At 75.6% G+C, this 13,240-nt stretch carries 6 protein-coding genes; all 6 read right to left on the bottom strand.

The features are described from left to right. Nucleotides 1-411: 411 nt before the first annotated feature. On the bottom strand, nucleotides 412-7,077 hold the full coding sequence (locus H7K62_RS20965) for an Ig-like domain-containing protein (protein ID WP_186722432.1): 6,666 nt from the start codon (nucleotides 7,075-7,077) through the stop codon (nucleotides 412-414). After that, complete coding sequence (locus H7K62_RS20970; RefSeq protein ID WP_222438003.1) at nucleotides 7,074-7,859, bottom strand: FHA domain-containing protein; 786 nt, start codon at nucleotides 7,857-7,859, stop codon at nucleotides 7,074-7,076. The genes H7K62_RS20965 and H7K62_RS20970 overlap by 4 nt, the downstream gene beginning before the upstream one ends. Next, a complete protein-coding gene (locus H7K62_RS20975) occupies nucleotides 7,856-9,466 on the bottom strand; it encodes a serine/threonine-protein kinase (RefSeq protein WP_186722435.1) in 1,611 nt (536 codons plus the stop codon). Before H7K62_RS20975 ends, H7K62_RS20970 begins: the two co-directional genes overlap by 4 nt. After that, nucleotides 9,463-10,614: an FHA domain-containing protein gene (locus tag H7K62_RS20980; RefSeq protein WP_186722444.1), complete on the bottom strand. Its 1,152-nt coding sequence runs from the start codon at nucleotides 10,612-10,614 to the stop codon at nucleotides 9,463-9,465. The genes H7K62_RS20975 and H7K62_RS20980 overlap by 4 nt, the downstream gene beginning before the upstream one ends. Further along, complete coding sequence (locus tag H7K62_RS20985) at nucleotides 10,611-11,411, bottom strand: PP2C family protein-serine/threonine phosphatase (RefSeq protein WP_370591888.1); 801 nt, start codon at nucleotides 11,409-11,411, stop codon at nucleotides 10,611-10,613. The genes H7K62_RS20980 and H7K62_RS20985 overlap by 4 nt, the downstream gene beginning before the upstream one ends. Nucleotides 11,412-11,984: 573 nt before the next feature. After that, nucleotides 11,985-13,178, bottom strand: coding sequence for an APC family permease (locus H7K62_RS20990; RefSeq protein WP_222438004.1), 1,194 nt, complete (start codon nucleotides 13,176-13,178; stop codon nucleotides 11,985-11,987). Between the last annotated feature and the right edge of the window lie 62 nt (nucleotides 13,179-13,240).

Genomic DNA, 13,240 nt, shown 5'->3' on the forward strand with positions numbered 1-13,240 from the left:
TGTGCTCGTGCTGCTCGTGCTGTTCACGCCGGGCCGCCCTCCACCCGTGACGACCAAAGACCTCCGCGCCACATCGACGCGGCGGCGGCACTCGCCCTGCAGACATCCGCCCATCGCCCCAGTTCCTGCCCCTTCGCGGGAGCCGCCGCCCCATCAGCGCCCGCGAAGGGGCGCGAACTCCCACGAAGGGGCGCCAGCTCCCGGTCGCTCACCGGTGAGCATTCGGCAGCGCGACGATCAAGGCCCTGAGCGCCACGTCCGGGGCACTTCCGACCGCCCAGGGCGCCGGATGCGCCCCTTCGGTGCGTAGATGGCCCCTTCGCGCCGCGATGTGCCCCATCAGGGTCGTTCATGGGGCCATCTGCGCATGCGAGCGCCGAGTGCTCATCCCTGCTGCTCACGACGTCGCCCTCACGGCGTCGCCCCTGGTGGCGGTGCAGCTGCTGGGGCCTGGCCGGGGCCGGTCCAGTTGCTCAGCAGGATGCTGAGGTCGCGGACGTCGACGGTGCCGTCGCCGTCGAAGTCGCTGCGCTCCGCGCCGGTGCCCCAGTCCGCGTACACCGTGTCGATGTCGGCCTGGTTGACCTTGCCGTCACCGGTCGCGTCGCCCTTCATCGCCCGTGAGGCCGGTTTCACAGCGGGAGCAACCTTGACCGTGTTCGACGCGACTCCGTCCACAGCGACCTGACCGTTGCCGCTGTCCGTCGTCGAGCAGACACCACCGTCCCCCTGACCGTTCCCGGCGTCATAGCTGGAGGCGGTGCCATCCGCCTTGATGGTCATGGCGTGGCCGCCGATGGTGGCGCCGTCGAGGATGCACTGGGCGTTCACCACGTCGCCGGGGGTGAAACCCGCCAGCTTCACCACGAAGGTGTTGCCGCTGCCCGCGCCCCGCACCATCAAGCTCAGGTCGACGGACTTCGCCACCCTCGGGGCGGGAGGGACGAACGGCTCCACCATCACGGTGTTGGACCGGACGCCGTCTGCGGTGGCGCTCGCCTGCGCCGCCTGCCCCTGCGGCTTCGCCGCGGTGCACCGCGCAGTCCCTGAGCCGTCAGCGCCCGTGGTCAGCGAGGCACCGTCGACGCGCTGGCCCCCCATGAGGCAGTCGACCGCCACGGTGCCGTTCGGCGCGAAACCCGTCACCGTGATCGTGTACGCAGCGCCGGCACCGTTGCCCCCGTTCGCCGTCGCCACGCTGAGAGAGACCGCCTTCGGCACCTCAGGGGTGGAAGGGGTGTCGATGTGGGGCTGGACCACCACCGCGTTGGACGACACACCATCCACACGCGCGGTCGCCGTGCCCCCTGCTCGTGCACCGGCACACGACACGCCACCGGATGCGCTGCTGCCGGCATCCGCCGCTGCACCCGACGCATCGGTGGTGAGCACGCCGCTACCGACCTGCGCTCCGTCGAGGAGGCACTGGACGGCGTAGCGGGTGTTGGGCGTGAAACCTGTGATCGACACGTGGTAGGCGTTCGCGCTATCACTGTGCGGGTTGAAGATCACCAGCGAGACCTGGCGGTCGGCACTCGGCTTGGCGGGCGCAGCGGGGACGGTCACCGAGGTGGCGGTGCTCCAGCCGCTGCAGGCGTCACCGGCACACGCGCGCACCTCAACGGTGTGGGCGCCGGCCGCCAGGCCCTGCAGCGAGCCTGCGGCTCCGTCCAGGGCCGTCGGCCGACCGCCGTCGACGCGGGCCTCGTAGCGGGTGGGGGCGGTGCCGCCGGCCGCGGCCGTCGCGGTCACCGCGACCGTGCCGTCCGCCGATACCGTCGCAGCGGCCGCCGGCACGTCAGGGGCCACGGCGCCGGCTGCTCCAGCGGGGGCCTGGGTGGCGCCGCTCCAGTCGGACGTCCCGCTCGCGCTCACGGCGCGCACCCGGAAGGAGCCCCCGGCGCCGGTGGGCACCTGCACGGTCGTGCCGGCCGCCACCTGCACGGTGCGGGTGCTGCCGTCAGCGGCGGTGACCTCCACCTCGTAGCGCAGCACCGGGGAGCCGTTGTCGGTGGCAGGAGCGGTCCACGAGACGGTCGCCTGCCCGCCGGCCTGCTGCACCTGCGGCGCCGACGGCACCGACGGCCGCCCCGCGGGCACCGCCGAGGCCGACCACCCGCTCCACTCCCCCGCCGCCCCGGACGCGGACACCCCGCGCACGCGCACCTGGTAGGCCTGCCCGTTGGTTAGCCCGCCCACGGCGGCCGACGTGCCGTTCACCGCGGGGGTGCCCCCGGCCGGTGAGACCTCCACGTCGTAGCGGGCCGCCGGTGGGCCGCCCGCGGCCTGCCACGCAGCGCTCAGCTGCTGGTCGCCCGGTGTCACCGACGGCGCGGCGGGCGCTGTCGGCGCCCCGCCCACGGTGATGGACGAGCTCGGGGCGCTGGGCGGTCCCGCGCCCACGGAGCTCTGCGCGGTGACGGTGAAGGCGTAGACCGTGCCGGCCACGAGCCCGGTGACGGTGCACGTGGTGGCCGGGCACTGCTGCTGCAGCCCTTGACCTCGCACCACGTAGCCGGTGACGGGCGCGCTGGAGCTCGGCGCCTGCCAGGCGAGCACCGCGCTGTCGGCTCCCGTGCTCACCACCTGCGGCGCGCCGGGCTGTCCGGGGGGCGAGGCGATGGTGAAGGTCAGCACTCCCTCCACCGTCCGCGTCGTGTCCCCTGGGGCGTCCGTGACCCGGTAGCGCACGGTCGCGGTGCCGGCGGTGCCCGCGGGGGTGACCACCACGCGGTCACCGGAGGTGGTCACGGCGAACCCGGCCTGTTCCGACGACGCTGACACCAGGCTCAGGGACGCACCGGGGCCCCCGACGTCGTTGGCGAGCACGGGCACCGAGGTGGCAGTACCGGGCGGACCGGAGGCGGCATCGGCAACGGCCTGCACGAGCGGACCGGCCGCCGCGGTGACGGTGACGACCACCACGCCGGTGGCGCTCGAGGTGCCGTCGCTGGCACTGACCTGCACCGGCACCTGGCCCGCGGGGGTGCCCGCCGGCGCGGAGGCGCTCAGCACCGAGCCCTCGACCGACACCCGCAGGCCCCCCGGCGCACCGCCCGCCAGGGCGAAGCGCAGCCGGGAGGCGTCGGTGTCAGGGTCGGTGGCCAGGCGGCGCAGGTCCAGGGTCGCGGTCGGTCCGCCGGCGACGGCCTGCAGGGAGCCCCCGGCGAGGACAGGCGGCGCTCCACCGCCGGGGAGCACCGTGACGGGCAGCGACAGGCGGGCGGTGCGCGTGGCCGCGTCACCCGAGGGGCCGTCGGCCACGGTCACCGTCACCGCGCCCGGTCCGGGCTGCGTGGCGACGAAGGTCACCGCACCGTCCCCGTCGGTCGTCGCTGTGCCGCCGGCGGCCACCACGGGGGCGTCAGCGACCAGGCGCGGGGAGCGCCCGGGGGCGGTGACCACCGCGTCGGCCAGCGACAGCCGCACCGACTGCCCGGCAGTGACCTTGATCTCGGGTGCGCCGGAGCGCAGCGCGGGTGCCGCTGCGGCGGTCCCGGGCACCCACACCACGGCGCGGCCGACTCCGCCGTCGGCGTCGCGCACCTCGTAGGTGATGGCCTGCGGCGCGGACGCGGCGTGCACCCGCACGGACGTGCCGACCACCTCGGGGGCGTCCTTCGCGCCGTCGGCACCGGCCGCCCCTGCTGCGCCGGCGGGCAGCGACACCACCAGGGCCGAGTGCGGTCCGTCCAGGTCGACGTCGTTGTCGAGCACCGGCACGTCAACGGTGCCGGCCGCAGCGAGCTGCAGAACATCGACGCGGTCGTCGACGGCCACCGGCACCAGGTCCGGGGCATCGGGCGAGGCCGTGACGGTCACGGCGGCGCTGGCGGTGGCGCCGAACTGGTCCTGCACGGTGTAGCGGGTGCTGGTGGTGGACGCCGTGCCCGCGGCTGTGGGCACCACCACCTGGTCGCCCTCCACGCGGGCGGGTGCCGTGGTGGATCCGGGCACCACGGACAGGCGGTCGCCGTCGGGGTCGCTGTCGTTGGCGAGCACAGGAACCGACGCCGTGCGGCCGCTGCGCACGGTGACGGCGTCGTCCACCGCGGCCGGTGGGCGGTCCGCGCCCCGGGCGACCAGCGCCACCCGCACCGACACGGACGCCGAGGCGCCCAGCCTGTCGACCACGCCGAGCGTGAAGGCGTCGGTGCCGGTGGCCGACGGATCGGCCTGCAGGTCCACCCATCCGTCGCCGACGGCGCTGACGCGTCCGTGAGCGGGCGGCGTCTGCACCCCGACCAGGCGCACGGAGTCGCCGTCGGGGTCGGTGCCGTCGAGGGGGACGACGATGCGCGTCGTGGCCCCCGCCACCGCGCGGGCGACCACGGGCGGCACCACCGGTGCCCTGTTGCCGGTCGCGTCCACCGCGATCACCGTGAGCGTGACCTGGGCCGAGGCCTCAGCGCCCCGCGCGTCGCGCGCCGTGTAGGTGGCGGTGTACGTGCCCGGGGCGTCGGGCGCTCGCACGCGCAGCCGGTCGCCGCTGGCGAAGACCTGGGCGCCCGCGGCCGCCGGTTGCAGCGCGTCGTCGCCCACCACGAGGGACAGCGGACCGCCACCGCGGCTCTCGTCGTTGGCGAGCACCGGCACGCTCACGACGTCCCCCGCGCGCACCACGGCCGAGTCGGGTCGGGCCAGCGGCGCCTGGACCACCGGCGCCGGAGCCGGCACCACGGTGATGGTGCCCTCGTCCTGCTGCTGGCCGTCGGTCACGGTGTAGCGCAGCGTGGCCGGTCCGGTCAGCCCCTGCGGGGCGTGCACGCGCACCAGGTGCTGCTCCAGCACGTCGGCCACCAGGCCCGCCGCGGCGGCGTCTCCCGGGGCCGGTGTGACGGCCCCGGACACCGCGAGCACGTCGCCGTCGGGGTCCTCGTCGTTCGCCGTGACGTCCACCACCACCTCTCCGCCCGGGGGCAGCTGCGCCGTGTCGGCGACGGCCACCGGCGGCCGGTCGGCGCCGGCGGCCGCGAGCGCGTCGAGCCGGATGACGCCCTGCGCCTCGTGCGCCCCGTCGCTGACGCGGTAGGTGAGGTAGCTGGTGCCCTGGGCGCTGGGTGTGAGCACCGCGGTGCCGCCCAGTGCGTCCACCGTCACCGCCACCCCGGCGGTCGGGTCGACGCCGACCAGCCGCAGCGGGCGCCCACCGGCCTGGGAGTCGTTGGCCAGCGGGCTGACCTGCACCGGGGCGTCGACGGTGGTGCTGACGTGGTCCGGTCGGGTCACCGGTACCGCCGCCCCCGCCGCCAGCACCTGCACCCGGAGGGTCCCGCTGGCGGGCTCGCGCCCGTCCGTCACGGTGACGGCGACGTCGACCGGGCCGGCCGGCTGCCCGGCTCCCGCGGTGAGGGTGAGCTGACCGCCCGGCGTCCACGAGGCGTCCAGCCCGGCGGGGGCCTGGGCGCCGGCCAGGCTGACGTCGTCGCCGTCGGGGTCGGTCCAGCCCGAGAGGGCGTCGACGGTGGTGCTGCTGCCCGCCTCGAGCTGCGCGACGGGCACCCGGTCCTGGTGGGGAGCGGCGTTCGCGTCCCACCCGTGCACCTGCACGCGGGCGGTGGCCTGCGCGGTGCCGCCGCGGCCGTCGTCGGCGGTGTACGCGACGGCGGCGTTGCCGGTGGCGTCCGCCGGCACGCTGACCTGGAGCGCTGCGCCGCCGCGCACTACCGACACCCGGGCCCCCGCTCCCAGGCCGCCCGGCGGGTCGATCGGGGAGGACGGGTCGACCGGCGAGGCGGTGAGCACGTCGCCGTCGGGGTCGACGTCGTTGTCGAGGACCGGGAGCACCGTGCTGCGGCCGGGGCGCACGCCGAAGTCGTCGTCCTGGGCCACGGGGGGCCTGTTCTGGGTGGACCTGTCGGCCTGCTGGTCGGTGGACTGCTGCTCGCCGGCCTCGTCGCTCTGCTGCTGGCCGTCCTCGCTGGGCGGGGCGAGGTCCTTCCAGTCGTCGACGGGCGCCATGTCGCCGGAGGGGTCCCACACCGTGCCCTGCTGGGCATCGTTGAGGACGACGACGTCGCGGTTGGTGCGGAAGCGCAGCTGGCCCTCGGCCGGAGCGGGCTGCAGCGCGTGCGTGACGGGCTGCGAGGAGCCGCAGTAGCGGGCGTAGTGCGCGGCGGCTCCGTCCCAGGCGGCGTGCGCACAACCGCCCACCACGACCGGCTGTGCGGGCCTGCCGCTGCTCTGCTGCTGCTCGACCGCGGGGGCACCGCCGGCCAGCGGCACGCGGACGAGGGAGGTGCGCGTGGCGAGGACCACGTCGGAGGCGTCCGGCCCGGGCGCCTGCAGCTGCGTGGCGTCGTCGACGCCTTGCACCGCGGCGCCGCCGACCCCCAGGCCGCGCACCACCCCGTCCACGACGAGGCTGCCGCTGTCGCGGTCGAGCAGGACCGCGTGCGGGCCGACCGCTGTCAGCTGGAACCGCTGGGCACCATCGCGCGCGGCGCTGGCGAGCTGCGGGAGCTCGACCTCTTCGGCCTTCGTGTCTCCCGCCCCGCTGCCGCTCGCGGGCAGCGCCACCAGCTGGCTCTCGCTCGGGGAGAAGGCGTGGACGTCGTCGTCCAGACCCACCACGGCCAGCGCACCCCGACCGAGGTCGCGCACTGGCGCAGCGTCGGTGAAGGAGTCTGCCAGCGCGCCCACCGACCGCACCCACAGCTTCCCGGCGGTGCTGAGCACGGACACCGTGCCGCGCCCCAGCGAGACAGCGGCGCCTTCCGGCAGCACAGCCGGGTCGCCCAGGCGCACGTACGCCGGGTCGAGCACCTGCACGGAGCTCCGGTCGCCCGCGGCGCTCAGCACGAGCACCGTGCCGGCGTCCTGGAGGACGTCGACCGCGGAGCTGCCGGAGCGGACCGCTCCGTCGAGCTCGCCGACCTGGCGGTTGAGCCGCCCGACCTGCTGCAACGCGGCGTTGGTGACCCACACCCCGCCGTCGTCCGCGTGCACCTGCAGCGAGGTGGCGCCCGGAGCCAGCACGGCCCCGGCGGCCACCACGCCGGCGACGGCCGACAGGGCCACGCCCGAGCCGGTGCGCCGGGCGCGGCGGCTGCGCCACAGGTCCGCGAGCCGGCTCACGAGGCACCGCCCTCGGTCGAGGGTCCGGTGGCGGTGGTCGTCGCGGTGGCGGAGGCGGCCGCCGCCCGGCGCGCCGCGGCGAGCAGAGGCAGGTCTTCCTCACCGACCAGGCGCGAGGCCACCGCGTGCTCCACGAGACGGGCCCTTCGGCCGCTGGCCAGCTTGCCGGGCCCGCCTCGCAGCCCGGTGACGCCGCTGCGGTCGAGCCTGTCGCAGACGTTGTCGAGCTTGCGGTTGAAGCGGGTGAGGCTCCAGCCCAGCCGGGCCGCGGCCTGCGCGTTGCTGGGGAGCACCGCGCCGACGGCGCCAGAGCGCCGCAGCGCCGGCTCGCACAGGGCCAGCACCAGCAGCCGCTGGCTCTCGGTGAGCACCACGGGACCCACGGTCGCCTCACCCGGCAGCACCTCGGCGGCCAGCTCGGCGGCCCGGGTCGCGAGGCGCCCCGGCACGCGCACTGCCAGCTCGTAGGTGGTGGACCCGGCGGTGAAGAGCACCTTGGTGGTTCCCGGGGGCAGGGCCAGGCGCGCTCCCGACGCCAGCGAGCTGCGCACCAGGCCGGCGTCGTCGTGGACGGTCGCGGACAGCAAGCTGCCCTCGTTCGACAGCCACCAGGCGCCGTCCTCGTGGCGCAGCAGCAGGAAGCGCCGGTGGAGGTAGGGGTTGTCATCCACCGACAGGTCGGCGTCGCGCCCGATCCACAGGGAGCCGCCGCTCGGCACCACGTGCTCCTCACCGCAGAAGTCGACGACGGCGACCGCGCCCTCTGCGCGTGCCGCGCTCACGGGGCGCATCCCTTCACGGCGTCGTCGGAGGTGCGGCCATCACCGAGCACGGTCCGCACCTGCACGCACCGGGGACCGCCGGCCGGCAGCACCGTCGCGGAACCCGCGACCCGGTCCTCCCGGACCACGCCCCCGTCCGACAGCAGGCCCACCAGGTAGGCGGTGCTGGCGTCCGATCCTGGCGGAGCGGTCCAGCCGACCTGCACCGAGCCGTCAGCGGCAGGTACGAAGGTCAGTGCGGTCGGCGCCTCGACCTGCTCCACGAAGGTGGGGCCGAGGTCTTGCGCGGGAGCCGTCGGGTCTGCTGCTGGGCCCGAGGCTGTCGCGCCCGCACCGGTCAGCTGCACCACGAGCACCCCCGCTGCGGCCACCAGGCCGAGGCCGACGACCACCGCCGCCGCCGCCACGACCAGAGCAGTCCGCGATCGGCCGGGCGCAGGCGTGGGATCGGCCTCGAGCGACGGCCGAGCAGGTGGGCGCAGCACCGTGGCGGTGAGGCCAGCGGAACCGGTGTCGGGCGAGGGGTCCACCGCGTCGCCGAGCCGGTCAGCTGGACCGCTCGTCAGCTGGTCGGGCAGCTGCCCGGTGTGCGGACCCGTGGACGAGCTGGGGACCGCGGTGATGACCGAGGAGCGGCGCACCGTCGGGTCGGCGGGGCGGGGCTCCAGGAGGCGGAGCGGACGCAGGCGGGTGGGCTCTCCCCCGCCGTCGTCGTGCACCACCACCGGGGCGCCCGGAGACGGGGCCGGAGCCTGCGGCACCGGCGTCACGGGCAGCCCCAGCTCGGCCTGGACGGCCTGCAGCCCGAGCACCACCTCCTGCGCGCTGGCCTGGCGGCGGCGGGGGTCCTTGCTCAGCGCGCGGTCCAAGAGGCGCTCGAGCGACGGGGGCACGTCGCGGCGGCCGGTGCTCGGGCGGGGTGCGCTCTGGATGCGCGCGATGTGCGCCAGCTCGCTGCTGCCCTGCAAGGAGAAGGGGGACCTCCCTGTGAGCAGGGCGTGGAGGGTGGCGCCCAGCGACCACACCTCGGTGCGCGCGTCGGCCGCACCGCCCTCGACGAACTGCTCAGGGGCCGCCCACGGAAGGGACAGGCCGGTGGGCAGCGCGCCCTCGGCCAGCGGGGCCGAGATGCCGAAGTCGGTGAGGCGCGGGTCTGCGCCCACCAGCAGCACGTTTGCGGGCTTGATGTCGCGGTGCAGCAGGCTCGCCTGGTGCACCGCGTGGACGGCGCTGCTCAGCTTCACAGCGACGTCGAGGACCTCCGGGACGGACATCTGGCCGCCACGGCAGCGGTCGCCCAGGGTGCCGCCGGAGCAGTACTCCATCACGAGGTAGGGACGGCCGTCAGCGGCCACGGCGACGGCGTGGATGGTGACCACGTAGGGGTGCTCGCCGAGCTGGGCGATGCGATCGGCCTCGTCGTCGAAGTGGGACGGGTCGGCGGAGCCGGTCTTCAGCACCTTCACCGCCACCGGGCGCGAGGGTCGGTGCTGCTGGTAGAGGTGGACGTCGGCGAAGCCACCCGAGCGCAGGTGCTCGCGCCAGGTGTGGCCGGGGATCTCCGGGTGCGGGTCCACGGTGGCGGCGGCACCGCGGGCGGCGCTCACAAGTCCTCCTGGACGGCGGTGATGGTGACTCCGTCGCCGATGTCGAGGACGGCGCCGACGGGCACCACCGCGCTCGTGCCCGCGGGCAGCGCCGTGGGCGGTGCCTGGCCGACCAGCACGAAGGTGCCGTTGGTCGAGTGGAGGTCGCGGGCCAGCAGGGCGCCGCGCTCGTCCACGCGCAGTTCCACGTGGGTGCGCGAGACGTCACCGGTGGGGCTGTCGACGGGTACGAGGTGCGGTACGTCGGTGCCCGGCACGCGGTCGGCGCGCGGTTCGCGACCGACGAGCACCCGGCCTCGCACCGCCACCTCCTGTCCGTCGGACAGGCGCAGGACCCACGGCCGGACCGGCGGCATGGTGCCCTGCGTCTCCTGCTCGGCCATGGCTGCTGCGCCGAGGCGCTGGTGCAGGGCGGCGACGCCGGCGGCGGTGACGGTCATCTGGTCGTGGTCGGGGTCCGATCCTGATCCCGGACCCGCCGCGGGGTCAGCTGCGGCCTCGTCGGCCGGTGGCGGCAGGGTCCGGTGGTCGGTCGGTTCGAACAGGTGGTCCCACGGACCGGGTGCCGCCGCCTGGCCCTGTTCCTGGTCCTGGGGCAGCGAGACCGGTGCGGTGCGTGCGGGCTCCGCGAGAGCGGGTGGTGGTGCGAGCGGTGGCGCGGCGTCGACGTCGTCGTGGGCCGGCTCGTCGGGCGCGCCGTGACCGACCTGAGCGGCCCAGCGCACGGTGGAGGCCATCACGGCGCCCGAGCGCAGCGGCAGCGACGGCCCGTCGAGGGCTTCCCCCTGGGTGGGCAGGTGGACCTCGTGGACGGCGTCGACGCGCTGCTCTGCCCAGGTGAGCACGCCGTCCCCGGTGAGCTCGACCGCGTGACCGGCCGCGGTGGCGCTGACCCGGGCCGGACCGCGGACCACCACGGTCACCTGCTGGTCCTCGCGCCGCTCCAGCACCACGAAGTGCGGTGCCCGCGCCCAGCCGTCAGCCAGCAGCGCCTCGAGCAGACCGGTGAGGTCGGCGCCGGACACCACCGCCGGCCACAGGCGGTCCAACAGCTCGCGGGCGGCCAGCTCGGCGGTGGGCAGGACGGCCACGAGCGTCTGCCCGTCGAGCACCACGAGCCAGGCGCCGCAGCGGTAGGTGGGGGTCATGAGCGCACCGCCGGGGCCGCAGCGGCTCGCGGTCGGGTGGAAGCGTCGAGGCCATCGAGGTCGTTGTCGTCCGCGGAGACGTCGACGACGACGGCGCTGGCGTCGTCGGGTCCGCTGCGCTGGGTCACAGCCCCCAGGAGGGCGGCCAGTGCGGCGTCGGGCTGCGCGTGCTCCCGGAGCAGCCGAGCGACCTCGACGTCGTCGACCACCGACGTGACACCGTCGGAGCAGAGCAGCAGCCGGTCGCCACCGGTCATCGGCACCAGCCAGCAGTCGGGGCCGGAGGCTCCCGGCGCGCCCAGCGCGCGGGTCACCACGTGCCGCTGGGCGTGGCGGCGCGCGTCCCCCGGAACCAGGTCCCCAGCGTCCACCAGCTCCTGCACCAAGGAGTGGTCGACGCTGACCTGCTCGAGCAGCCCGCCGGCGAGGCGGTACACGCGCGAGTCGCCGACGTTGAGCACCATCCAGTAGTCGCGGCCCCGGAGCTGCAGCGCCACCACGGCCGCCAGCGTGGTGCCCGGGCCCTCCTCGTCCCCGTCCCCGGCGAGAGCGCGCACCCGGTCGTCGGCGAGCCCCAGGCGCGAGAGCACATCGTCGGGGGTCAGGCTGTGGTGCTCGGCCTGCGCCGTGAGGGCCGCCAGCTCGGCGAGGGCCGACGAGCTGGCGGCGGCGCCGTCGGCGTGCCCTCCCATGCCGTCGGCGACCGCGAAGACCGGCCACGCAGCCAGCACGCCGTCTTCGTTGACAGAGCGCCGGCGGCCCGTCACGGACCCGCAAGCGTGGTTGAGGCGTCGCACGGTGCTCCTCTCGCGGCGCCCTGCCCGGGCTGGACTGCGGTGATGGCCAGGCAGCGGACGGACACTAGGCGGGGTTCGGTCTGCCCGACCAGGGGGTGTTTGTCCCTTCTAGGAGGACTGGCAAAGCCGTCCACCCTGGGGATCATGAGAACGCTAGACAGGGCTCCCCACCTGCGTCGATGGGGAGAACACCCCATGGCGGACCTCGCCGCGCCCCCGGCCGATGGCGTCAGGTGGGAGGGCGGTGGCCGGAGGCGACCCACAGCACCGAGGCCAGAACCCGCCTGTCCGGCTGGCTCCCACAGGCCGTACGCCAGCAGGTCGGTGAGGTAGTCGGCCTGCAGGGGCCAGCGGTCTCGCAGGTGCCCCTCCGTCGCGCGGAGCGGACCGAGGCGGGTGGCCGCGGCGCACACACGCGCCACGGTCACCCCGGCGAACAGGCGGGCCGGGACGTCGGGGGCGCCGGTGGCCGAGGTCTCGCGGCTGGCAGCCGCAGTCTCGGGGCGGGCCGCCGGGGCGGCGGCGCGAACTCGGCGAGGAGCAGACGGACGCCGGCGTCGAGCAGGGCCGTGGTCATCGGGTGCTCGGCCAGCCGCTGGCGGGCGGCCTCGGTGCGCCGGGTGGAGGTCGTCGGGTCCAAGATCCGGCGCAGCACCCGATCATGGTGCGGGCCGGTCCTCCACGGCGGCGCGCCGAGACACGGCGGTGTTCCCGGAGAGGGGACGCCGACGCGGCCAGGGCAGCGGCAGGCCCCCGGGCGCTCAGTCGGTCAGCGCGGGCTCCGTCAGAGGCGGCGGGGGCACGCGGAACAGGCGCGTCCGCCACAGCAGCAGCACCAGACCGAGCACCATCCAGGCAGCGCCCAGCGTCAGCGCCGTCGCGTCCAGGCTGATGAACAGCAGCACGTTGACCGCCACCCCCAGCACCGGCAGCACGTAGCAGCCCACCACGTGGCCCGGCTCCGCTGCCGCGCACGAACCGCACCGCCACCAGCACCACCGAGGCGTTCACCGCCACGAACGCGACGAACGCGCCGAAGTTGATGACCGAGGCCGCCTGCGCCAGGTCGATGAAGACCGCCGTGCACGCCAGCAGCGCCACGAGCAGCGTGTTCGCCACCGGCACCCCGGTCCGCACCGAGACCCGCCCGAAGAAGCCGCGCGGCAGCACGCCGTCCCGGCCCATCGCGTACAGCAGCCGAGCGGCGCTCATCTGTTGCGTCACCCCGCACCCGAGCACGGCCACCAGGTACCCGGCCAGGAAGAACGCCTGGAAGGCCGGGCCACCGATGTACAGGGCGATCTCCGGGGAGGCCCCCACCACGTCCGCCAGCTGGGAGACGTCGGGGAAGAGCGACTGCATCGTGTACGTCACGCCTACGAAGAAGACGCTGGCCACCGCCACGATGATGAAGATGGCCCGCGGCAGGTCCCGGCGCGGCCGCTCGGCCTCCTCCGCGAGGGTGCTCACGGCGTCGAAGCCCAGGAACGACAGCGCCAGGATCGCCGCGCCCGCCGCCAGGCCGCCGACCCCGACGTCCTGCCCGGCGCCGAAGGGCGCCAGCGTGAACGCCTGCGCGCCCGGGCCGTCGAGCACGGCCTTCACGACCAGCACCACGAACGCCCCGGCCACCACCACCTGCACCGCCACGAGCAGCACGTTCACGCGCGCCGCCAGCTGCACCCCGGCGAGGTTCAGCGCCGTGCAGATGACGATCGTCGCGCCGATCCACACCCACGACGGCACGTCCGGGAACGCCGCGCCCATGTACCGCCGACAGCAGCGCGTTGAGCATCGGCAGGAACAGGTACGCCAGCGTGGTCGCCCAC

The sequence above is a fragment of the Quadrisphaera sp. RL12-1S genome (assembly GCF_014270065.1).
In the GTDB taxonomy this organism is placed as follows: domain Bacteria; phylum Actinomycetota; class Actinomycetes; order Actinomycetales; family Quadrisphaeraceae; genus Quadrisphaera.